Raw genomic sequence first — 21794 nt, forward strand, 5'->3', positions numbered from 1 at the left:
TGTTTGATTAAGATATTTCTATGAAATTGATCACTATTAGCTTAATCATCTTGAACTTTTGTTTCACTCCAGTCGTGCAAGCGGCCAATAATATTGACTTAAATTCACTCGTCTTACCAACTGAAGTAAAAGGACTTGAGAAGAAGTCTGGTTCACTTTATTTTTCAAAGTCAGTTAAGAATGAAGTACTCATTCCGACTAACTTTTGGGGGGAAGTAAAATCAGCAGGTCTACACTTTGTTCCAAAGGGAACAAGCCTAATAAACGGTCTCTCTCTTGCTGGGGGAGCAACAGGTGATGCTAACTTAAATGAAGTTAAAATTACTCGTAAGAGTGGAAAAGAGCTTAAGACAATTGAATTTGATCTTAGTAGCGGTGGTGATTTCAATAGCCACAACTTTCAATTACAGCCAGGTGACGTTGTCTACTTAAGAAAAGAGCGATTCTACGAAAATAGAATTTGGTATACATCAATTCTTTCAATTCTTGCGACAACACTAGGTTCATACTTAATCTATAAGAAAATCGACTAATTGATTAGATTATTCACTACTTTTATATTCTTATTCTTCTTGTTGTAGAGAATCGTTTCCTTGTGATTTGAACTTATTATATTACTGCTAATAACGGCCTTGCTAGATTTACCCTTTTGATCGGTAATTGCAATGGCAACTTTTTGAAGTCCATTTTTATTTTCGATATTATTAGCACTTATAATACAATTTTCTACACCTGAGCTTAGAATTGCATATCCTTCATCCTTATTGCCATTATCAACGAGATTATTGGCCGAAATCGTGACATTCTTTATGGCACCTTGATCCTTTTCAAGATTCGCTAAGAAGATTCCTCTAGAATTATTCTCACTAATAATATTGGAGCTAATAACTAGACTCTCAACTCCATGTCTTATGAAAATTGCAGCATTTCCTCTCTTGGCACCAACCGTACCTGCTTTTTTGATAATATTATTGGCAATGACAAAGTCTTTTACCTTTGTTGTTTTGCTAGCTCCTGAAGATATGTGAATAGCGCTATAAGCGGTGTTTAAAATCTCATTTCCTGAAATCACCACTTTTCCAGTAGCACCAGTGCTATCCGGAGAGACTCCCTTAACTTCGATAGCATTCTTAGAGCAATTCTTAATGATATTATCACTTATAATCAGCTCCTCTCCACTCCAGTAAGTATCAATTGCATCTTGTGAGTCTTGATGTTTCTTTATTCCGATATCATTAAATAAGTTTTTTGAAATAATACATTTCTTAATTCTCTGCCTTAATCTAATACCATCATATAAAGTCTCCTTAATGATATTGTCGATAATCTGGAGATCCTCAACACTGTGTAGATATAGGGCCCTTGAATATTTTCCGCTGAATATATTTTTAGAGATGACAATTGATTTAACAGGGGACTTATAAGTTAATTTAAGATCTGAATCAGAATTTTTATCTGCTGAGATAGTACAGTAATGGCTACTTTCAAATTTACAATTATGAATTCTAATACTTTTGCTACTTTCTCCAATAATAATGTCAGAAACTCCATTGGTGTACTTTGAACCTTGTGATTTAAAAACAATCCCATTAACTTCACAATTGCTCCCCTTGGTTAGGAGAGTATAGCTTGATTTGTTTTTGCGAATAAGTGTTCCATTACCGTGTATTTTCGATTGATTCACAACGATATCACCGGCGATAAAACCGTGTGTCGTCATAGGTATGTAGGCACTTGAGTTTGCTTTTAAACATGCCCTGATAGCACTTGAGGCATCTGTTTTTCCATCACTTAATGCTCCATAATTTGTTATGTCATCGGCGCGTTTATCACGATTTGTATTTGTCTTAGAGTTTTTCTTCGTACTTGTTTGGCCAAATACTGGTGCAGCTATACTTAGTCCAATTAGTTTTAAAAAGTGTGATCTTTTCATTACGGGTTGACCCTTTTAAGATATTTCTTTGAAGAGTATTCTTCATATGAATTCTGTATACTCATAATCTTCTTATATATTTCTAAAATCTCTTTGGCAGTCCTTTCAATATTAAACATATCGAGAACAAGATTTTTGCCATTTAATGTATATTCAATCGCATTCTTCTTATTTTTAATTACTTCTAGGATTTTACTAGCAACTTCTTGTGGATTATCTCGTGACGTAATAAAGCCTGTATACCCTTCAATAATGATTTCTGGGATACCTCCTGTTTTACAACTTATAACAGGTCTTTGTGCAAGAAGAGGTTCTATAACACCACCACAGCTTTCTGAAAGGGGCAGGTGAATAGCGTAGTCGAGGTTTTGCCAGCCTTTTGCCGCTTCACTTGGAGGGATCTTTCCAGTGATAACGATATTCTCTCTTTCATCGACTGGAATTGATCGTCTTAGCAATTGTTCATATGAAGTTGAATCTCCCCACTGTCCACCAATAAAGAGCCCTTTTATTCTTGGCTCTTGTTGCCTGGCAATTTCAATGGCCTTAATCATGACTTCATGATTTTTAAGGCCTACTTTTTGTCCGAGAAACTTCTTAGGTGGATAGATATAACATACATTTCCGATAACAATGTCACTATCCTTGAATCCGTATTTATTTCGTAAATGATGATCTCTTTTTAAGTGATCACTATCAGAAGAGTTAAATTGACTATAGTCATTACCGTAGTAGCTGAGGTCGACACGCTCTTCATTTATTCCGCTTTTGATATAGAGACTTTTGATATGTTTAGAAGAGGCAATCCAACGGTCATTCTTTCTTGCTGAAAATAGATCGATATATTTAAAGATAGCGTGTTCAAGATGAAGAGGCCCTGGAACTTGAAATATTCGAGTAGGTTTTAACCTAAAAGATGCCATTCTCATATGAATCGTGTTGATAAAGAAGTGGCTATGAATGATATCAGGATTAACTTCTTTAATTAATCTTCTTAAAGATAAGATAGACTTTAGGGTTTTAAAAGGGTGCAAAGGGTTTAAGATTGACTCTAGGGTATATATAGTTGCACCACTTTCTTTCCATTTATTATAGAATTTACCAGTATTATTATTTAAGATAACATGTACATCAATTCCACAACGAACAAGAAACTTTACTTGATGAAGTGCCCAACTAGCACCTTCAGTTGTTTTTATAATTTGCATAACTCTTATGTCTTTATTCATGAGTCGCTACTTTTCCTTGTCCTTTCGTAATGAAATTATTGGCCTGAATGATTATAAAATAAATGATGATTGCGTATAGATTTCCTTTAAAAAAGGCCAAGGAATCATTTCGAAAGCAATACATCGTAAAGCCATGAAAGAATACACTATAGTATTTAAAGAACTTTCCACGATTAATATTATAGTTACAATATCTTTGTATTAGAACGATAATGGCAAATGTTATAATAACGCCAATATATCCAAAATTCATATATCCTTCAGCATCTAGGCCAAACCCATATCCAGAGTCTCCACCAGGGGCATAATTATCTTTTAGCCACGCGAGATTATTATAAGAAGATTTATAGATAAAGCTTGGAAGTAGACTTAAGAAGCTGTGTAGATAGGTCTCTCCGTAAAAGAAGTTATATTTTATATCAACCATTTTTGCTGTAAACGCGTTTACGAATAAAAGTGATCCTTGATTAAGAAATGATTCAATGTAGTTCGTTGTTTTCTGAGTAGCATCTCTTAATAAGAATATCAAAGTACCACCAATCCCAAGAAGAGATAGTGATGAGGTCAAGATTAGCTTCTTTTTAAAACTTGTTCGATGGTGAATTAGGAGATGTCCTACGATTGAAAATAACGGGAAAATGAAATCTCTCTCTCCTGTAACCAAGCAGTATGCAATATAAGTAAAGAAGTTTAAATAATAGAATTTTCTCGTTTTATTCTTTCTACACAAATAATAAAATGACGTAAGAAATAGTTGTAGTAAGAGATAGATATAGTGTATCGAATTGCCAATTAATGAGATCTTTGTAACTTTGTCTATATTGAGACCAATCGTTACAATTTTTGTAATATTAAAAAATGCTAAGAAAATAAAAGCGATAAAGATCCAGTTTAGAAGAGGGAAGTTCTCTCTAACTTCTTCAATTTCTGTGTTTCTTGGCCTTATTAGCACAGATAAAATCGACATCGTTGCAATAGCGCATAGGAAGTTCGTACTTGCTATATGGATGTAGTCCTTAGGTGTTCCAAAGTAGATTCCATTTCCAAGGATAAGGTTTAGAATCGGGCCCATTGAAAAGAAAAAGTAGAAAAGGATAAAGTATGTTAAATGATCCTTCCAACCATTGATGAAAAACTTTATAACGAGAATTATTAGACATAGATAAAAATGATATTCGATTAATTCAAAATTCATGTCGTAATTCTCTAACTTTCTTTGTGATAAAAACTATATTAATTATAATATAAAATGCCTGAGCAATAATGAATGCATCAAAACTACCTTCTATTTCACTACCTTTAATTAAAACCATGGCCACTGCAAAGTGAACGATTAAGGTTAAAGAAGTGAAGATAAAGCTCGTCTTATAAGATCTTAAAGCAATCACAAAGTAGTTTATCATGATAATAGCAATAGCCTGCGGAATGATTATATTCAAATAATGTAGGTAATGAGCATACTCAGTGTATTTCGTACCAAAGATCAAATTGTAGATGAATTGCCCAATGAGTTCATTAAATAGAATGAATGATGAAGATGTCATAAAAGCAAAGATAATATATGACTTAATCATTTTTCGTGTCTCTACCAGACTATTAAGTGATAGTGATAATTTATTAAGTGAGACTTGAATGAACGAGTTTGTAATTATAATTATTGAAGAATAGAAAAAGAAGAATGTTGAAAAGATGGCAACACTTGTTTTGTTATAGTAGAAGTCCAGAAGGTATCGTGGAATATTTGCATTTACAGAGTTAACAAGAGAGGCCAGGGCAAGGGGAGTGGTTAGGATTGTGATTCTCTTAATATAATCACTTTTAAAAGAAAAGCTTGGTATAGAGGCCTTTAGATCAATTGCAAAGAAGATTGTTGTTATTAACAGTATTCCTATTAAGAAATGATCAATGGCCATATTGGCTTGCATATTGGCCACAAGACATATGATGATTATGAAAAGACTTTTCAAGGAAAGACTTAGACCAATATAGCGTATATCCTTTTGTCTTTGTTTAACTGTATAGGCCAAGTCAGAGAGTAGGTCACCACCCCTTATTAGCATTAATAGGATAAATACACTGTTATCAACGTTTGGAACGAACAATTTCAATATTAATAAAGAACAAAGAAAGTAAATTATCGTTGACACTATTCTATGAGTAAAAATATCCGAGACATTTACTTCTTCATTGTGACTGTTAAAAAAGTTTCTTAGTGAGAAACAGAAGAAGAGAGTGAGTGGTGCAAGATAAGATAGTGAAAGTGCGTAGTCCCCGAGAGTCTCCGTCGGATAATTATTACTAATTATCTTAATTATTACCCACTGACATAGTGAATATGAAACGATTCCTATTGTATTAAAAATAGGCAAACTTTTATTTTTTAAGATGCTCTTCATTCCTATTAATAATAACTTAACGCAAGTTTATTTACATTAAGGATAAATTTACCTTGTTGATGTTTATATCGCAGATGGCTAAAATTTATTTAACTTTTTGAGTGGGGTATTTGTGAGTTTTTCCTATGTCGTAAATATATTCTTTAGGCCAGTTTTGGATCTGCTAATTATTAATACATATTTAGTAGTTTTAGGATTGGTGAGACAAGAGTCTTTCTTCGACAATTATCTTGAATTCACTTCACTTTTTATCTTCTTCAGTGTTGTAACACAGAGTAACTTAGACTCTTGGAGGCATACGACTCCTTTTAGTATCTTAAGAGCAGCTACTGCTTTAACTGCAACTTGCTTCTCATTACACTTTGTTTTTAATGTTGAACAGCAGTTTCTATTCAGTCTCTATTCTGTATCTCTCGTGACTATGCTTATTTCAAGAATTGTTCGTAAATTAATTTTTGAAAACACAAACAATCACAACTTTCAAAGAACACTTATTGTTGGAAGCGATAAGAAAGCAGTCTCTCTAGCAAATCATGTTAATAAAGAAACACATAATATCGTTGGGTTCGTTGATGATTTTGATGTCAATCTCGTTAAAGGAAAGTTTAAGGTTCTTGGAAAGATTGAGAACTTAAAAGAAGTGATCCAAGAATTTAAAATCAAAGAAGTTATCATTATTGATTGCAACTATTTTAATAAGTCTAAGCTTATTAAAGATGTCTGTAATGAGCTATCAGTTACGATTTCAGAAGCAAACCTATTTTCGGGTCAAAACTTTAAAATTAATAAATTAGAGCTTAATTCACTTCTTGGGAGAGAGCCTAAGGAAGTGGACCTCTCTGAGCTGGCCGTTTCAATTGGATCTGCAAAAGTATGTGTAACTGGAGCAGGTGGAAGTATCGGTTCAGAATTAGTTAGACAATTGACATTAATGCAGCCTGAAGAAATTGTTCTAATTGAAAATTGTGAGTACAACTTATTTAAAATTACAAATGAGGTTAAAGCATTAAACCTTGAAAATACAAAGATTATTCCACGCATGATTGATATCACAAATATGGAAGCCTTACGAAGCTGCTTTCAAGCTTCATGTCCTGATTATATTTTTCATGCAGCAGCCTATAAGCATGTGGCACTAGTGGAGAGTAATCCAAAAGAAGCAATCGTAAATAATGTTTTAGGTACTAAGAACTTACTAGATCTTTCAAAAGAATTTCCAATAAAGAGCTTTATACTAATCTCAACAGATAAGGCCGTTAATCCAACTTCTGTAATGGGTGCAACTAAGAGGTTATGTGAAATCCTTTTAGCTTGTTATGCAAAGGAGAGTAGTTGTGAGTATCGTGCAGTACGCTTTGGAAACGTTTTAGGATCAAGTGGTTCACTAATCCCAATTGTAATGGATCAGATCTTAAATAATGAAAAAGTAACTATTACTGATATTCGAATGAAACGCTATTTTATGACTATTCCTGAAGCTGTGGGACTTGTTTTAAATAGCTTAACAGTGTCTGAGAATGCTTCGTTATGTGTTTTGAAGATGGGTGAGCCTATTCGTATCATTGATATTGTCGAAAGACTTGCAAAAACAATGGGAAAGACTCTTGATAGTCTAAATATCGTTTTTACTGGAATGAAAAAAGGTGAAAAGCTTTTTGAAGAACTTTATCTAACTGGTGAGGAACATCAGACCTCTCATGATGATATTGTCACACTTCCAAATTGTGACTGTGGTAGCAACGTTGATGATGAGATTTCTCGTAAAATGCTAATGAAGCGTATTAATGAAATTATTCTGGCCGCAATTGAGAATGACCCGAATTGTATTTTGGAGATGTCACAATTAATTAACGAAACAAATAATACGATCAATAATAAGTCTGGCTTTATTGTTCAGCTTGGTGAGGCCGGGTAGTGAAAAGAGCCTTTGATATTGCTTTTTCAATTTTTGCAATTGCAATTACTTCTCCTATTTTAGTCCTCGTATCATTTCTAAGTTTACTTATTCAAGGGCGACCAATTTTCTTTATACAAGAGCGCGTTGGTTACAAGAATAAAATTTTTAAAATGGTTAAGTTTAGAACGATGAGTCTTGATACTTCACTTGATGAGTCACAAAGAATTGGCTTTTACGGGAAAATGCTAAGAAAGTTTAGCATTGATGAGCTCCCTGAGTTCTTTAATATTCTCTTTGGTGACTTAAGTGTTGTAGGCCCAAGACCACTTCTTAAAGAATATATACCATTCTATACAAAAGAGCAGGCGAGAAGACACGATGTAAAACCTGGTCTAACTGGTCTTGCTCAAGTATCAGGTCGAAACTCTCTTTCTTGGAATGAAAAGTTTAAATTTGATATCTCTTATATTGAAAAACAGTCCTTCTTCTTTGATATTAAAATAATTTTAATGACAATAAAGCAGATGATTAAGCCTGTCGGTATTAATTCTAGTAAAACAAAGAGTATGGAACGATTCGATCATCCTTTTTATTTATTTGGGGGTGGTGGCCATTCGCTTTCAGTACAATTTGCGGCCGAGGAGAGTGGCCAAGATATATACGCAATCTATGATAAAAACTTAGATAATATTCAAGCTCTTCATTCTTATAAAGATGCAATTTTAACAGATTCTCTGCCTGTGAATATCGCAGGAGTTCGTGGAGTTCTAGCAATTGGAAGTAATTCAATTAGAAAGAAGCTTTCACAAGACTTATCAGCTAAATGGGAAACGATTATACATCCTAGTGCTACGATTCATGAAAGTGCAGTCATTGGCCATGGAACTGTTGTTCTAAGTGGTGCATATATTGGCCCTAACGCTGTCGTTGGTAATCATGTCATTATCAATACTGGATCTATTGTTGAGCATGATTGTGTCGTTGAGGACTTCTCACATATTTGTCCTAATACAACTCTTTGCGGAGGAGTTCATATTGGTGAGTTGACTATGGTTGGAGCAGGCTCTGTCGTAAAACCTCTTGTAAAAATATGTTCTGAAGTTGTTATTGGACTTAATTCTAGTGTTATTAAAAATATTGATAAGCCGGGGACTTATATAGGTCAGCCAGTAAGGAGATTACCTGTGAATAAAGAAGTTGAAAAAGCAGATATTAGATTATCAATGGCAAAGCCTGTTATTGAAAAAGATGATATTGACGGCGTTGTTTCAGTTTTAGAAAGTGGCATTCTTTCTCTTGGGCCAAAGGTTGAAGAGTTTGAAAAAAATATTCAGGATTATATTGGAGTTAAAGAAGCAGTCGCTGTAAGCTCTGGTACTTCTGCTCTTTATTTAGCTCTTCTTGCCCTTGGCGTAGGAGAGGGAGATGAAGTAATTGTACCTTCTTATACTTTTGTTTCATCTGTTTCAGTTATTCTTCATGCAGGTGCAACTCCTGTCTTTGCTGATATTGAAGACGTTACTCATTGTGTATGTCCTAGAGATATTGAAGCAAAGATAACGGATAAAACTAAGGTTATTCTTGGTGTTGATATCTTTGGTCATCCTGCAAATTGGAAAGAGATTTGTAGAATTGCTAAGAAACACAACCTCAAAACGATAGATGACTCTTGTGAAGCACTAGGTGCAAAAATAGATGGAAAAATGGTTGGTACATTTGCAGATGTTTCTACATTTGCGTTTTATCCAAATAAGCAAATCACAACAGGTGAGGGTGGAATACTTGTTACTGATAACGAAGAAGTCGCAATGCATGTAAGGGCCTTAAGAAACCAAGGAAGAAGTAGTATGGGGGGATGGCTCAAACACGACTTTCTAGGGTTTAATTGCCGAATGAGTGAGCTAAGTGCTTCACTTGGAGTTACTCAACTTAACAAGATCGATAAAATTCTTGATGATAGGGAGCGCGTTGCTCATATGTATAATGACGCCCTAAAGGGGCATGATAATCTTACTCTTCAAGTAATTGATGAAGGGGTGACGATGAGCTGGTTTGTCTATGTAGTCAAACTTGGACGTGGTATAAGCCGAGATGCAGTTATTGAAGAGCTTGAAAAAAGAGAGATTCCTGCTCGTGCATACTTTGATGCAATACATGAGCAACCATTTATGAAAAACTTTAAAGTAGATACCTCTGGGCTAGAAAATACAATTGATATTAGTACACGAACACTAGCTCTTCCTTTTCATGGAATGATGACAAAAGAAGAAGTTGATTTTGTATCGAAAAACCTTATCGAGGTTATCGATTTACTAAAGCCTCAACTTGCTGTTGCATAGAATAGGTCGTTAATGTTTAAAGAGTATAAAGTCGAAACAATCTCAGAAGGTGGCCTAGGAACGGTATTCTTAGGCGCCTCTAATATTCCTGTAAAAAAACTAGAAGCTAGAATTAATTTCTTGGCCACACAAGGTTGGCAGGTCGTTTTTCAAGTAATCGAAAAAAAGCGATTTCTCTTATTTTGGCAAAGAGAGACAGTTATTCTCACTGTAGGAAGATAAAGCGAGTACTCTATAAATCCTTCTTTTATAAAATATCATCATCTAAGGCTGTGTAATCATAGATCATAAGCATTTGTTTGTTATTAAAGACATTGTAGTGTATACTAAGAGAGTCCGAAGACGTCTTTATAGCTCAAGTAGCTCATCATCACTGTTTTATAAACTTCTCTAGACCAAAATATTTTAAATATAACTCGTAACCTTTTACGAGAGAGACATCATAGTCTCATCACTTACCTTGGAGGTAAAAATGAAATCAAACATCTACGTAGGAAACCTTTCATATAATATTGAAGATTCTGAATTAAAAACACTTTTTTCTAATGTTGGAGAAGTTGTAAGTATCAACCTAATTAGAGATCGTGACTCTGGCCGTGGTAGAGGCTTTGGATTTATTGAAATGGAAAATGGAGAAGATGCTAAAAAAGCTATAACTGAACTTCATGACCAAGAATTTATGGGAAGACCATTAATTGTTAATCTAGCAAAAACACGAGTTAAAGAAAGAACTAATCGTTACTAGTCCTTTATTTGAACAACTGGGCGTCATTTATGGCGCCATTACAATAAAGTTCTAATCAAAGGGGAAAGTATGATTATCGATTTAAATGACTATATTAAAAATAAAACCAAGGTTTATTCTTTAGAAAGTGGTGTTGGTGAAATTACTAATATCTTTAAAATGTATGATGGTATTAGTGACTTTTTTGAAATTAGATTCGAAAAAGAGGGGATTACAAAATTTATCTCAATTTCTCATTTAGAAGATATTCGTATCGCTACTTGTGAAAACAAACTACAGCAGGCTTTGATCAATCTAGAAAAGAAGATCAATTGTAATGAATTTGATTTCAATCTTGATTATCATAACCATGAAGTTACAAGACTTGATTTGATTTACATTATCAATACGATTGCTAAGTTAACAAATCAAGAAGTTTTAAGTTTACAAGATAAGGACATGCTTGAGTGCTGCGTTGATAGTCTTGTTCATGAAGTTTCTCATACATATGAGACATCAATGAAAAATGCACAGGGTATCGTAAGCGGTCATATGTGCTAATGATTAATACCTCTCGGTAATGACGCAATTATTCCTTATAAAGGGCTTTACTTCTTTACTATATATTAAGAATTCTATTAAAATAGCTAGGTGGTGAAGCTTTATTTAAATATATTTATACTGATAATTTGTCTGTGTGTTCAGGCAAAGGCAATTGCTTCTATTTATGATGGGGTTAGTACGGTTGATCAACATCTAATTAAATATCAGAATATAAACCAAACTCATCATGATAATATTGATGATGAACCCCACACTCATTCACATAAACACTCTGAAGATGGTCAAGAGCACGAGCATCACCATGGTACGAGAAAAATCTCTAACTCAGAATTTCAAATATATAATCTTTCTAAGATAATCTTTACGACTCCATTTCTCGAAGTCAATAAAAGTACATTCTTGGAAAAAAGCCTCGTTTCAAAATTCTTACCTAATAACTTGTTTAAGCCTCCTATTTGTTAAAAAAATAACGATTCATCTTTATATTTTTTTACTAGGAGAATTTATGTCTAAGCTAATACGCGGATTTGTGCCTCTTCTTTTTTCTGCAAATCTATTTGCACACGGAATTAGTGAAGAAGCAAAACAGGCCATGATAGATGGTGGCCTTTTAAGGTATGTTTGGCTTGGTGCTGAGCATATGATTACAGGATATGACCACTTACTTTTCTTATTTGGGGTTATCTTCTTTTTAAAAACATTTAAAGATATTGTGCGATTTATAAGTATATTTACACTCGGTCACAGTATTACTTTAATCTTTGCAACCTTTATGGGGATTACAGCTAATTATTGGTTAGTCGATGCTGTTATTGCTATTTCTGTTATTTACAAGGGATTTGATAATAATAAAGGTTTTCAAGAGTACTTTGGAATGAATAAGTCGCCAAGTTTATTGTGGATGGTCTTTATCTTCGGTCTAATACACGGTTTTGGCCTTTCTACTCGTCTACAACAACTTCCTCTAGGAGAGAAGGGAAGTGGTATGCTAATGCGAATTATTTCTTTTAATATTGGGGTTGAACTTGGGCAGATCGTGGCCCTTGCGATTATGCTTTTGATTATCACACAATTACGTCGTCATCATATGTTTAAAAGGCTCTCACGAGTATTTAATGATGGGATAATGCTAGCAGGTTTCATGCTTCTTCTAATGCAATTACATGGCTATCTTCATACCTCTGGGCCAGATGAGTTTGGCTTTAGTGAAGACAATCATATGCACCACCATATGAAATTAGAAAATGAGCAAGAATATCAACATGATAATTTATAAGGAGAAAATATGAAAAAACTATCACTTTCAATTCTACTTTGTGTAAGTAGTCTGACATTTGCAGGAACTGGTCATTCACATGGTCATGGACATTCTCATGGCCATAGTCACTCTCATAAAAAAGTTTCAATCTCTAAAGAAAAGAGTAAAGAAGTTGGAAAGTATCATATGCTAAGACTTATTAGTTCTGGCAAGATTGATAAGTCATGGAAGGCTGCAAGTTATGATACATCAGTAAAGAAAGTATTTGGTAAGAAGACTGAATGGGTTGTTACATTTAATAATGAAAAAGGTGTAAAAGGTAAGAAGCTTTATATCTTTTTAAAACTAACAGGTGCGTTTGTTGCAGCAAACTTTACGGGGAAGTAATATGTGGTTAGCAATAGGAAAGACAGTAATTGCGGCTGTATTAATTAGTTTTGTTTCGTGGTTATCAGGTAAGAAGACTGGATTGGCCGGCTTTATTACGGCCCTTCCCTTAACGACATTACTAGCTTTAGCTTTTTCTCATTTGGAATGGGGAGATTCAAGTCAGTCTGTTGAATATGCAAAAAGTGTATTCGTTGCAATTCCTGTCTCTCTATTATTCTTTGTTCCATTTCTTTTGGCACAAAAATTTAATCTAGGGTTTTGGAGTTGTTATTCAAGCGGTATTGTTCTCTTGGGTGTAGGCTACTTTGTTCACACTTACGTTGTAAAATTCTTCTAAAGACATATCACAGAGGGAGGTTAACATTCTCCCTCTTCTTTCTTGCTCAAATCACTCCAGTAATGAATGAATCCTTTATACAATCATAATATTTCCTGACATTTCTTGTTAAGGGCTTGTTATTATTCATAAGTAAATTAAAGTTGAAAAAAATACTATTGAATAAATTAATACATCCTATTGGCAATATATATTTTATTGAAGTGACTTGTTCCTGTATATTAAGACAAGGTATAAACAAAGGAGCATTTAATGAGTGCCAACGAAATCATTTTCTTACTTTCATGCTTAGCTGTGATCGGAGTGTATATTTCGATACAAAAATTTATTAAAGTAAGATCATCGAAACGAGACTATCGTATTAATGCCGGAAAAATGAATAAAAGAGAAGATAAGAACAAAGGCGTTACGGCCGATCATTTAGTGGCAAAAAAGAAAAACGAACAATTGTCTAATGCAGACAAGTACAAAAAGACTTAACAGTTAAAAATATGAGGCTATGATTTTAATTAACGTAGCCTCATTCTCTCAAAGTTCTGCTTAAGAATGAAGTCCAAAGCTGGATTCTCAATAATTCTCTTACTATATATCAAATAATAACTAGTCGTTACACCTTTCAGATTGCCAATTTTTACAAGCTTTTTATCATTTACGAGATCTTTTGTAATGAAACTAGGTAAGAAGATTAGACCATCGCCTCGTGTTGCTAAGATTCTTTGAAGCGAAGTATCTTGAGTTTCTGCAATAATCTTTGGCCTTACTCCTTTTTCATGCATGAAATATTCAACATCGCTTCTAATTTTTGAATGGGAAGTTGGAACAATGCAAGGTGCACCATCAAGTGATTTAGGAAATCCCTTCTTTAAATGTTCATATTCAGCTGAAGCGTAGACACTAATTTGTTTTGTTAATATTTTTTTGGAAAAGATATTATGTCTTTCTAGCTTGTTAATTTCTTGATCCGATATCATGACTTCGATTTGATGTGTCTTTAACTGCCTTAACAGTTCATCAGGAGATCCTTCGTAAATTGAAAGGAAGCATCCCGTCTTACGATGGGCCAAGTCAACAATGTCACATATTAAGTGCTTAGGTATACTATCAAGCGCACCAATGCTTAGGTGAATTTCATTAGTAAACACCTTGTCATCAATTAACTCTATTAACTCTTGACCTAGTGAGTTTATCTTAGAGGCGTACTCAAGTACAACTTTTCCAGGCCCTGTTAATACCATTTTTCTTCTTTTACGTTCAAAGAGCTGTACACCCAAGTATTCCTCTAGGTTTTTTAGTTGAGTACTTAAGGCGGGCTGTCCAACCTTTAAAACCTCTGAAGCTTTAGATATACTGCCTTGTCTGGCAATTTCTCTGAAGTATATAAGATGATGATAATTAATCCATTTCATACTTAACCTTTTATTAATTTTTTCAATACTAAAGATTATTTTTATATATTTTATTAATATCTTATAATGCTGTTAAAATCAAATTTGTAAGTTTGTACGAAGGAACACATTGAAAATACTAATGGATAATTTATTTTCAGCTACAAGTATAGATAACTTATTTGGCACTCTTGTTGCCATAATAGGGGTGGGGGTTTTTCTATATAGTTACTTTTACATGAAGAGCTATTCTTCTCGAGTTAAAACTGTTTTTTATACATCCCTTACTCTTTTTACTATTTCAATGTTTGGAATTATATATTCCGCAAACCTATTACTACTTTATTTATTTTGGGAAATGACAAGTGTTACTTCGTTCTTCTTGATTGGACTTAAGAATGAAGACTCACAAGTTAAGGAGAAGGCGAAGTGGGCCCTCTATACTACTGTTGGAGGTGGACTCTTTCTTTTGGCCGGAATAATGATGACTTCTCAAATAGGGATGGAATCGGGTTTAACATTTTTTGAATCTCTTCACTTACCAACGTTATTTAAGGTTACAAACTTTCATCAACATGAATATTTTAACTTATCACTTTTTGCAATATTTATAGGAATTGCTTCAAAGTCTGCTCTCTTCCCATTCTCTTATTGGCTACCACTGGCCATGGCCGGTCCTACTCCTGTAAGTAGTTTTCTACACTCAGCGACTATGGTAAAGGCCGGTTTGCTATTAGGTGTTAAAATATTTCCATTATTTTCTCAAAGTATTCTATGGCAAGACCTATTTGTTTATTCAGGTGTCATTACTGTTTTATATGGTGGATTTCAATGCCTTTTACAGGGTAATTTTAAGACCATGTTGGCATACTCAACTATTTGTATCCTCGGTATGCTAGCTATTCTACTTGGACTTGCTAGTGATTACTCTATGATAAGTTTTGTCTTACTCGTAGTTGCGCATGCTTTTTATAAAGCTGGCCTATTCCAATTTGTCGGCTATTTTGCAAAAGCTTACAATACGATGGAGCGTGAAGATCTTATTAATAGTGAGAATAAAAGTATCCTACCATTCATTATTGCTCTTTTATGTGCCATGAGTATGGTTGGGTTTCCTTTGAGTATCGGCTTTTATGCTAAAGAGTTTATTTATACAACGAGTATTAAATCTGAATTTTTATGGATTGTTACTCCGACATTCTTTCTAGGTAATCTCTTTATGGGAATTCAAGCAATTAATCTCTTGCGAGTTACTTGGCCTAGAAAGCGTGTCGACAAAGAAAGATCAATTCATGCTAAAGGTTATAAGAGCTTACTGATCTCACCATTATTATATTCATTGATGGCCTTACTAGTTGCGATCGCTCCTAATTTATTTGGTTTAGGTAGTATTTCAGATGGTGTTTTAATTGATACTGGCCTTTTCAACGACAATACACATATTAAGTTATGGCATGGGTTTGAATATCCTTACAATATTGTTCTTATCTTAAGTCTTATAACAATTCTAGGAAGTATTTCAGGAAGTTTTATCCTCGATAAGTACTTTGTAAGTTTTGATCGATTATCTCAAAAGTATTCTGAATTTAGTCCATGGCCGAAGCTTGTAAAAGCTCTTCATTTTACACTTGATATATTCAAAAAGATGAACTCTCTTATGGTAAATGGAGACTTTGCTCACTATATAAGATGTACGGTTGGATTCCTTGCAATACTTACTATAAGTACTCAATTTGGAATATCAAATATAAGTATCCCTGAGATAGACCTTACACTTTCTAAGGCCTTATGTTTAGCTGGTGTTCTAGGAGGTCTTATTTTTGCATACTTAAGTCGTTCTGATATTAAAGCAATCCTTTACTTTGTTATATCAGGTTTCTTCTTAGTCGTATTCTTTGGTTATCATAGTGCCGCTGATGTGAGTATGACACAGCTAATGGTTGAAACACTTTCTCTCTTCTTTGTTTTCTTTTTGATAAAGGCTGTACCGATTAATGGAGATAATTATAGGCGAAATATAAAACTCAACAATTTCATCGTAGCATTACTTTTTGGTTTATCTCTATGGTTATTTGCAATAGCAAATCGCATGAAGTTTGATTTGAGTGCTAGTCGATACTTCTTTGAAAACTCAAAGATTCTTGCAAAAGGGGAGAATGTCGTAAACGTTATCTTAGTGGATTATCGAGCGATGGATACTTTTGGAGAAGTTCTAGTTGTTGCTATCGCAATCATTGGTGTTTTAGCGATCTTCTCAAAGCGAGGTAAACGTGAATGAATCTTTAATTCGAGGAAGTTTTAAAGTCGTTTGTCCGCTTTTAGGAATACTTTCGCTTATCTTTCTTTTAAGAGGACATGATCTTCCTGGTGGAGGTTTTATTGGTGGGCTACTTATGTCTTTAGCTTTGATCCTTCACATCATTGCCCGAAGTGAATCAAGAACTAAGATGTGGTTGAACGATAATTATTCTTCAATCGTTGCCATTTGTATTCTATTGCTAGTACTTGTTTTCATCACACCAATGTTTATAGGTAAGTCCGGTTTAAGTGCTATATGGACTAAGATACCTTTTCCTATCGCTGGAAAAGTAAGTTCGGTTCTACTATTTGATTCAATTGTTTTTGCAATTGTTTCTACTAGTACAACAATGGCCTATGTGAAATTTGTCGACTTTTCAAAGAGGAATAAACAATAAAATGACATTTATAGTTGGTTGTATATTCATTGTAGTAGGTTTGCTTTTCTTGTTAAAGAATACATGGGTAAATTGTATCTTTGCTATTATTACTTTAGGAAATGGTGCAAACCTTATTATATTTTCTATCGGTAATGTTTTGGCCCATGGCTATCCTTTTAATGGTGAAGGGGAGGCATTCTCTACTGTACGTTTTGCTGATCCATTGACTCAAGCACTCGTCTTAACAGCAATCGTTATTTCATTTGCAACTCTTTGTTTTGTGATTTCTTTAGTAAAGAAAATTAATGATGTTCGCAAAGAAGAGGAGGCACAATAATGATAGATAATATTTTTATTATATTATTAATGCTACCAATGATCTCGGCATCATTATCTCTTTTATTTAAAAGATCAGATAAATTACGAACTATATTTACAAATATATTCTCATTAATTTATTTCGCATTAGCAGGATACTTTCTCTTCTCTTTTCAAGAGCCTTCTACATTTGTTGCTGGTAGTTGGGAGAGTGGAATAGGTATCAGTCTTAGTTATGATCTCTTTTCTGGAGTGATGATTTTTGTAATTGGGGCGATTTACTTCACTGGTGCATTATATGCTTATCCTGGTGTGACAGTAGAAAGAAATAAGGTCTATCACTTTCTTTATAATACTCTTTTTTTAGGATTAACTGGTGCATTTCTTACTAGAGATCTTTTTAACTTATTTGTATGGTTTGAAATTACTTTAATGAGTAGCTATGTTCTCGTCGTTCTTGATGGGAATACGAAGCGACTTAAAAGTGGTTTTAAGTATATTGTTCTTAATTTCTTAAGTGGTCTGATCTTTCTTATTTCTATCGCTTTCATCTATAAGTTTACTAAAACTTTAGACTTTCAGGTTCTAAATGAAAGACTATCACTTTTATATACTAATGATCCTGGCTTAGTACGATCTCTTGCGATCTCCCTATTTGGAGCATTTGCTATTAAATCTGCTTTTTTCCCTCTGTTTTTTTGGTTACCGGAAAGTTACCCGAAGTTATCACCTGGTTTAAGTGGCGTGTTGGCCGGTCTGCTTACTAAGCTTGGGCTATATGCAATGATGAGAATCTTTGGCCAGGTCTTTCCTGCAGATTTACAATTATTTTGGATCATTCTTATTTTATCAATTTTTACTCTTTTGATTGGGGTATGGTGCGCAGTTGTTCAAAATAAACTAAGAGAAATTTTAAGTTATCATATTATAAGCCAGGTCGGTTTTATAGGTGTAGGTGTCAGTTTCAGTATTCATCCTAATATTGCAATTAAGAATCTCGCATTGGCCTGTGCTCTTTTTTACATTTTTCACCATATTATAGTTAAGACAAATCTCTTTTTTGTTTCTGGATTGGTAAAGAATTTTGCTGCATCAGAGAAAATATCAAAACTAGGAGGACTCTTTAAAGCATCTCCATTGATATCAATTCTCTTTATGATTCCAGCGGCGAGTCTAATTGGAATCCCACCATTTTCTGGTTTCTGGGCAAAGTTAGGACTATTTAAGATCGCTGTGGAAAGCAGACTCATATGGATAATTTTACCAATGATCATAGGGAGCTTTTTTACTCTCTATAGTATGGTCAAGATATGGAGTGGGGTTTTCTGGGGTGAAGAACAAGAGTCAATTGATACTCTTTCAAGATCATCAATTATACGATCTTATATTTCTTGTTTTTTACTTTGTTTATTCACTTTAGTCTTAAGTTTTAACCCTCTTCTAATTTTTCGCTTAGCAAGAGATGTCGCAAGACTAGGACTAGGCTATTAACGGGGTATTTATGAAGTTATGGTATATATTACAATTCGTTGTACTCTATCTTTGGGACTTGTCTTTAGGAGCATTAAGAGTAGCTCAGGACGTCATTACGCCTAAAGACTTATCTTCACCTGGGATAATAAAGTTTCCTTTAGAGGTTAAGACTGATTTTGAAATAGCATTGCTATCAAATCTTATTACATTCTCACCGGGAACAATGGTTATTGATTTGGCACCTGATAATTCATATTTATATATTCACATGATGTTTTTAGAAAATGAAGAAGATGCCATTAAAGAGTTTAAAGAACAAATTGAAAGTCGAGTTCTAAGGATTTTACGATGAGTATACTAATGATGATCTCAACAGGTATTATCATTCTAACCTGCTTATTGCTTGTTTTTGAAGCTGTAAAAGAAAGGGATGTGCTTGTTAAAGTATTAGCTTTTGACTTGATTGGTGTGACTGGTGTTAGTCTTTTTCTTATGCTTTATACAAATAATAGAAATCCTTTTTTCTTAAATATTGCCCAGTTAATAGCAATTGTTGGATTTGTGACTGCACTTGTTTTTGCATTTTACTTATCTGAAATGAGTAAGGAGGATAAATGATACAGCTTATAGGAGAAATTTTAATTTTTTTAGGCTCTATATTTGTATTCCTTGCAGTAGTGGGATTTATTAAGATGCCAGACTTTTATATGAAGTTACAAGCTGCTAGTAAAGCGTCTGCTTTTGGTGCTGCTCTTGTTCTGATTGGTTCAAGTTTAATTATTCCAGACTTAAATTTTGTAATTACAAACTTTACACTCTTTATTTTCTTATTAATTACAACGCCAATTGCAACACATGCCTTGGCGTATGCGAAGAAAAAAAGAATGAGTAATGGAGAAAGCGAGGCTTAGCCTCGCTCTTAGTATGACTCTTTAACGAATCTTTTGAATACTTCTTTGTGTTTTGCGAGATTAAAATCTGCTGCTACAGATACTCGTACAATATAGTCTTTGTCACTTTCCTTAGTTGTTCCTTGAGTTGATGTGGCAGGCACAGTCCAGTAACAACCTTTTAGTTGTCCATAACTCACACAGTGCTTGCTTTCTTCCGGGATAGCGTCAATCATCATACGGATTAACTTGTGATTTAGTTCTCGTTTATGCTCCTCGTTGCGCGCTGGTAGATCGAGAGAGAAGACAGAGGGAGTAAAAGTCGCATCTGCTAATTCATGTGAAACAAAGTTGATCTTTGCTTTTGGTAGTATGTCTTGAATATAGTCTACAAAGCCACGAGTGTTGGCATATGCCTTTGCAATTCTTTCGTTCATACTAGGCATTTCACGAGTTAAAATTTGAAGTTGTAAATCAGTTGCTTCGTTGTCACATAATTGTAGATGATTTTCAACGTAACTCATATATTCCGCAGCACTGTCACTTGCAACAGCATATCCTGCAGTACAAAGACCTCCACTTGGAAACTTTGATCCACTAACATATGAAATTACTTTTACATCATTTAGATAGCCGTGATCACCAAAGAATTTAACATTTGGACAAAATGTTTGGTCGAGATTAAAAACAGCGCCAACTGCAGTGGCCCCATCATTAGTGAACCTTGGCTTCTTTAAAGTTTCTCGAAGTTTTATTAAATCAGGTATTTCAACTCGAGGGTTTGTGGGAATTTCCCCAATAATAAAAGGGACAGCATCAGCGTGTGCTACATCTGTTAAAATTCTCTCAAGCTCAGTAACCATATCTTTTCCACTATCTACAGGAAGATCTATGATTTCAACATTGTCGATACAAGCAGCAACACGTCTTGCTTGATCATTGGTACCACCGTAACAATTAGGAGGAACGATAAACTTGATATCCTTTCCAGGGTGTTTATCATTAGCAAAGTGGACTTGTCCCATCATGATTGCGTATTGAGCTGATAGGCCACAATTACTAAAGGCCACTTGTGTATTTGAACTTGTAATTTCTTGTATTGTTTTTGTAAGCTCTGACGTGTCTGTTTTTGTTATGCCACGGCCAGCTTCACCTAAAATACCTTTGATTGCTGTTAGGCAATTTTGCGGAGTCATGGCAATTGATTCTCGACGTCTTACATGTTGAATCTCTTTAATATAATCAATATTATTATCATTTACTGAAATGACACTTCCAAGATTATCAAAAAGCGTTACATTTATATCTGCCTTTTCACTACCATTGATCACTATCGTGGTACCATCAAAGTCTTTTTCCAGCTGTTGTGTTTGAATAAAGTCATATTGATAAACACTACTAAAAAGTTCTGAAATAGGCTTTTCACTTACGATTTGGGTTTTCTTTCCTAAGAATTTATTTGCTCTCAGTACTGCAAGGATTGGCATGCTTTGAGAAGAGAATGAAATAACACTTTCTGGATTTAAATTCGATGCCTTGGCGATGGCCCATTCGAGAATACATGAAAGAGGATGGCCTAGGCGAATATAGTCGTAAGCTGTTGGTAATCTTTCTAACTCTTGATTTTCAAAGTTTGTAATCTCTTCAAGCTTTTGAAGAAACTCAACCTTTGCTAGTGACTCATTGTAAATATCGAGTCTATGTGTTGTTAAGCGTAGCCAATCTGAAGGCATATTTTCGATAATTTGCGCTAATTTATCCTTGATTGTCTTATCCATGAGTATGACTCCTTAAATTATATATATCAACTTTGATGGACCAGTTTACGTTAAAAATATCGATATGTCGGCCTTGTGAAGAAGATTTTATGTATCTTAAAGGGTTAGTGGGATTCGTTGCGTTAGCTAAGATTATTATAGTTCATAATTATAATGGACTTAGTTAATTTTCTTACTCATCTTTTCTGTGATTTCAGAGTCTTAG

General features: G+C 34.1%; 24 protein-coding genes. 18 read left to right on the forward strand and 6 right to left on the reverse strand.

Annotated elements, in window-relative coordinates:
• Nucleotides 1–20: 20 nt before the first annotated feature.
• Nucleotides 21–533, forward strand: a complete 513-nt coding sequence (locus tag BALOs_RS04010; protein WP_115361251.1) for a polysaccharide biosynthesis/export family protein — start codon at nucleotides 21–23, stop codon at nucleotides 531–533.
• On the opposite strand, the gene BALOs_RS04015 is transcribed toward BALOs_RS04010, so the two are convergent.
• Genes BALOs_RS04015 through BALOs_RS04030 form a run of 4 tightly spaced genes read right to left on the reverse strand, consistent with a single transcriptional unit; the run spans nucleotide 530 to nucleotide 5270 of the window.
• Complete coding sequence (locus tag BALOs_RS04015) at nucleotides 530–1933, reverse strand: right-handed parallel beta-helix repeat-containing protein (protein WP_120404360.1); 1404 nt, start codon at nucleotides 1931–1933, stop codon at nucleotides 530–532. The two genes, BALOs_RS04010 and BALOs_RS04015, sit on opposite strands and share 4 nt — an antisense overlap.
• Nucleotides 1933–3162 carry a glycosyltransferase family 4 protein gene (locus BALOs_RS04020; RefSeq protein ID WP_120404361.1) on the reverse strand — a complete coding sequence of 410 codons (1230 nt, stop codon included), beginning with the start codon at nucleotides 3160–3162 and terminating at the stop codon, nucleotides 1933–1935. The genes BALOs_RS04015 and BALOs_RS04020 overlap by 1 nt, the downstream gene beginning before the upstream one ends.
• Nucleotides 3155–4357, reverse strand: coding sequence for an O-antigen polymerase (locus BALOs_RS04025; protein ID WP_120404362.1), 1203 nt, complete (start codon nucleotides 4355–4357; stop codon nucleotides 3155–3157). Before BALOs_RS04025 ends, BALOs_RS04020 begins: the two co-directional genes overlap by 8 nt.
• Complete coding sequence (locus tag BALOs_RS04030; protein WP_162929535.1) at nucleotides 4347–5270, reverse strand: hypothetical protein; 924 nt, start codon at nucleotides 5268–5270, stop codon at nucleotides 4347–4349. Before BALOs_RS04030 ends, BALOs_RS04025 begins: the two co-directional genes overlap by 11 nt.
• Before the next feature lie 400 nt (nucleotides 5271–5670).
• Between BALOs_RS04030 and BALOs_RS04035 the strand changes: the two genes are divergently transcribed.
• The 10 genes from BALOs_RS04035 (at nucleotide 5671) to BALOs_RS04085 (ending at nucleotide 13547) form a co-directional block, all read left to right on the forward strand.
• Complete coding sequence (locus tag BALOs_RS04035; RefSeq protein WP_162929536.1) at nucleotides 5671–7473, forward strand: polysaccharide biosynthesis protein; 1803 nt, start codon at nucleotides 5671–5673, stop codon at nucleotides 7471–7473.
• A complete protein-coding gene (locus BALOs_RS15150; protein WP_162929537.1) occupies nucleotides 7473–9794 on the forward strand; it encodes a NeuD/PglB/VioB family sugar acetyltransferase in 2322 nt (773 codons plus the stop codon). The genes BALOs_RS04035 and BALOs_RS15150 overlap by 1 nt, the downstream gene beginning before the upstream one ends.
• A 12-nt stretch (nucleotides 9795–9806) precedes the next feature.
• A complete protein-coding gene (locus BALOs_RS04050) occupies nucleotides 9807–10016 on the forward strand; it encodes a DUF4177 domain-containing protein (protein ID WP_115361237.1) in 210 nt (69 codons plus the stop codon).
• Nucleotides 10017–10266: 250 nt separating this feature from the next.
• Entirely contained in the window at nucleotides 10267–10539 is a 273-nt protein-coding gene (locus BALOs_RS04055) for an RNA-binding protein (protein ID WP_115361235.1), read from the forward strand.
• A 69-nt stretch (nucleotides 10540–10608) separates the two neighbouring features.
• A complete protein-coding gene (locus BALOs_RS04060; protein ID WP_115361233.1) occupies nucleotides 10609–11079 on the forward strand; it encodes a hypothetical protein in 471 nt (156 codons plus the stop codon).
• Between the two features lie 90 nt (nucleotides 11080–11169).
• The gene (locus BALOs_RS04065; protein ID WP_162929538.1) at nucleotides 11170–11544 is read left to right on the forward strand and encodes a hypothetical protein; all 375 of its coding nucleotides are present in this window, start codon (nucleotides 11170–11172) and stop codon (nucleotides 11542–11544) included.
• Nucleotides 11545–11587: 43 nt separating this feature from the next.
• Nucleotides 11588–12358 (forward strand): HupE/UreJ family protein, encoded by a 771-nt coding sequence (locus tag BALOs_RS04070; RefSeq protein WP_115361229.1) that lies wholly within the window; start codon nucleotides 11588–11590, stop codon nucleotides 12356–12358.
• Nucleotides 12359–12367: 9 nt separating this feature from the next.
• Nucleotides 12368–12727: a DUF6488 family protein gene (locus tag BALOs_RS04075; RefSeq protein WP_120404366.1), complete on the forward strand. Its 360-nt coding sequence runs from the start codon at nucleotides 12368–12370 to the stop codon at nucleotides 12725–12727.
• A 1-nt stretch (nucleotide 12728) separates the two neighbouring features.
• Nucleotides 12729–13067 carry a hypothetical protein gene (locus BALOs_RS04080; RefSeq protein WP_120404367.1) on the forward strand — a complete coding sequence of 113 codons (339 nt, stop codon included), beginning with the start codon at nucleotides 12729–12731 and terminating at the stop codon, nucleotides 13065–13067.
• Nucleotides 13068–13319: 252 nt separating this feature from the next.
• Nucleotides 13320–13547: a hypothetical protein gene (locus tag BALOs_RS04085; RefSeq protein WP_115361221.1), complete on the forward strand. Its 228-nt coding sequence runs from the start codon at nucleotides 13320–13322 to the stop codon at nucleotides 13545–13547.
• A 29-nt stretch (nucleotides 13548–13576) separates the two neighbouring features.
• On the opposite strand, the gene BALOs_RS04090 is transcribed toward BALOs_RS04085, so the two are convergent.
• Nucleotides 13577–14473 (reverse strand): LysR substrate-binding domain-containing protein, encoded by an 897-nt coding sequence (locus tag BALOs_RS04090; protein WP_115361219.1) that lies wholly within the window; start codon nucleotides 14471–14473, stop codon nucleotides 13577–13579.
• Nucleotides 14474–14690: 217 nt separating this feature from the next.
• On the opposite strand from BALOs_RS04090, the gene mbhE reads away from it, so the two are divergent.
• From mbhE to mnhG, 7 genes are read left to right on the forward strand one after another with little or no spacing between them, the layout of a single operon-like run.
• Complete coding sequence (gene mbhE / locus BALOs_RS04095; RefSeq protein ID WP_162929539.1) at nucleotides 14691–16730, forward strand: hydrogen gas-evolving membrane-bound hydrogenase subunit E; 2040 nt, start codon at nucleotides 14691–14693, stop codon at nucleotides 16728–16730.
• Nucleotides 16723–17148 carry an MnhB domain-containing protein gene (locus BALOs_RS04100; RefSeq protein ID WP_120404369.1) on the forward strand — a complete coding sequence of 142 codons (426 nt, stop codon included), beginning with the start codon at nucleotides 16723–16725 and terminating at the stop codon, nucleotides 17146–17148. Before mbhE ends, BALOs_RS04100 begins: the two co-directional genes overlap by 8 nt.
• A gap of 1 nt (nucleotide 17149) precedes the next feature.
• Entirely contained in the window at nucleotides 17150–17467 is a 318-nt protein-coding gene (locus tag BALOs_RS04105) for an NADH-quinone oxidoreductase subunit K (protein WP_120404370.1), read from the forward strand.
• Nucleotides 17467–18939 carry a complex I subunit 5 family protein gene (locus BALOs_RS04110; protein WP_120404371.1) on the forward strand — a complete coding sequence of 491 codons (1473 nt, stop codon included), beginning with the start codon at nucleotides 17467–17469 and terminating at the stop codon, nucleotides 18937–18939. Before BALOs_RS04105 ends, BALOs_RS04110 begins: the two co-directional genes overlap by 1 nt.
• A 10-nt stretch (nucleotides 18940–18949) precedes the next feature.
• Nucleotides 18950–19273 (forward strand): Na+/H+ antiporter subunit E, encoded by a 324-nt coding sequence (locus tag BALOs_RS04115; protein WP_115361208.1) that lies wholly within the window; start codon nucleotides 18950–18952, stop codon nucleotides 19271–19273.
• Complete coding sequence (locus tag BALOs_RS04120) at nucleotides 19270–19539, forward strand: monovalent cation/H+ antiporter complex subunit F (RefSeq protein ID WP_120404372.1); 270 nt, start codon at nucleotides 19270–19272, stop codon at nucleotides 19537–19539. The genes BALOs_RS04115 and BALOs_RS04120 overlap by 4 nt, the downstream gene beginning before the upstream one ends.
• Nucleotides 19536–19832, forward strand: coding sequence for a monovalent cation/H(+) antiporter subunit G (gene mnhG, locus BALOs_RS04125; protein ID WP_115361204.1), 297 nt, complete (start codon nucleotides 19536–19538; stop codon nucleotides 19830–19832). Before BALOs_RS04120 ends, mnhG begins: the two co-directional genes overlap by 4 nt.
• A gap of 8 nt (nucleotides 19833–19840) precedes the next feature.
• Here mnhG and BALOs_RS04130 read toward each other — a convergent pair whose 3' ends face one another.
• Nucleotides 19841–21589: a cystathionine beta-synthase gene (locus BALOs_RS04130; RefSeq protein ID WP_120404373.1), complete on the reverse strand. Its 1749-nt coding sequence runs from the start codon at nucleotides 21587–21589 to the stop codon at nucleotides 19841–19843.
• Nucleotides 21590–21794 lie beyond the last annotated feature (205 nt).

The sequence above is a fragment of the Halobacteriovorax sp. BALOs_7 genome, assembly GCF_003612895.1.
GTDB classification, from domain to species: domain Bacteria; phylum Bdellovibrionota; class Bacteriovoracia; order Bacteriovoracales; family Bacteriovoracaceae; genus Halobacteriovorax_A; species Halobacteriovorax_A vibrionivorans.

Excerpts from the sequence above, each read along its gene's own strand:
- BALOs_RS04010 (WP_115361251.1), top strand. The coding sequence starts at position 21 with ATGAAATTGATCACTATTAGCTTAATCATCTTGAACTTTTGTTTCACT.
- BALOs_RS04020 (WP_120404361.1), bottom strand. The coding sequence starts at position 3,162 with ATGAATAAAGACATAAGAGTTATGCAAATTATAAAAACAACTGAAGGT.
- BALOs_RS04090 (WP_115361219.1), bottom strand. The coding sequence starts at position 14,473 with ATGAAATGGATTAATTATCATCATCTTATATACTTCAGAGAAATTGCC.
- BALOs_RS04025 (WP_120404362.1), bottom strand. The coding sequence starts at position 4,357 with ATGAATTTTGAATTAATCGAATATCATTTTTATCTATGTCTAATAATT.
- BALOs_RS04105 (WP_120404370.1), top strand. The coding sequence starts at position 17,150 with ATGACATTTATAGTTGGTTGTATATTCATTGTAGTAGGTTTGCTTTTC.
- mbhE (WP_162929539.1), top strand. The coding sequence starts at position 14,691 with ATGAAGAGCTATTCTTCTCGAGTTAAAACTGTTTTTTATACATCCCTT.
- BALOs_RS04130 (WP_120404373.1), bottom strand. The coding sequence starts at position 21,589 with ATGGATAAGACAATCAAGGATAAATTAGCGCAAATTATCGAAAATATG.
- BALOs_RS04070 (WP_115361229.1), top strand. The coding sequence starts at position 11,588 with ATGTCTAAGCTAATACGCGGATTTGTGCCTCTTCTTTTTTCTGCAAAT.
- BALOs_RS04055 (WP_115361235.1), top strand. The coding sequence starts at position 10,267 with ATGAAATCAAACATCTACGTAGGAAACCTTTCATATAATATTGAAGAT.
- BALOs_RS04060 (WP_115361233.1), top strand. The coding sequence starts at position 10,609 with ATGATTATCGATTTAAATGACTATATTAAAAATAAAACCAAGGTTTAT.
- mnhG (WP_115361204.1), top strand. The coding sequence starts at position 19,536 with ATGATACAGCTTATAGGAGAAATTTTAATTTTTTTAGGCTCTATATTT.
- BALOs_RS04075 (WP_120404366.1), top strand. The coding sequence starts at position 12,368 with ATGAAAAAACTATCACTTTCAATTCTACTTTGTGTAAGTAGTCTGACA.
- BALOs_RS04110 (WP_120404371.1), top strand. The coding sequence starts at position 17,467 with ATGATAGATAATATTTTTATTATATTATTAATGCTACCAATGATCTCG.
- BALOs_RS04050 (WP_115361237.1), top strand. The coding sequence starts at position 9,807 with ATGTTTAAAGAGTATAAAGTCGAAACAATCTCAGAAGGTGGCCTAGGA.
- BALOs_RS04085 (WP_115361221.1), top strand. The coding sequence starts at position 13,320 with ATGAGTGCCAACGAAATCATTTTCTTACTTTCATGCTTAGCTGTGATC.
- BALOs_RS04120 (WP_120404372.1), top strand. The coding sequence starts at position 19,270 with ATGAGTATACTAATGATGATCTCAACAGGTATTATCATTCTAACCTGC.
- BALOs_RS04080 (WP_120404367.1), top strand. The coding sequence starts at position 12,729 with ATGTGGTTAGCAATAGGAAAGACAGTAATTGCGGCTGTATTAATTAGT.
- BALOs_RS04015 (WP_120404360.1), bottom strand. The coding sequence starts at position 1,933 with ATGAAAAGATCACACTTTTTAAAACTAATTGGACTAAGTATAGCTGCA.
- BALOs_RS04115 (WP_115361208.1), top strand. The coding sequence starts at position 18,950 with ATGAAGTTATGGTATATATTACAATTCGTTGTACTCTATCTTTGGGAC.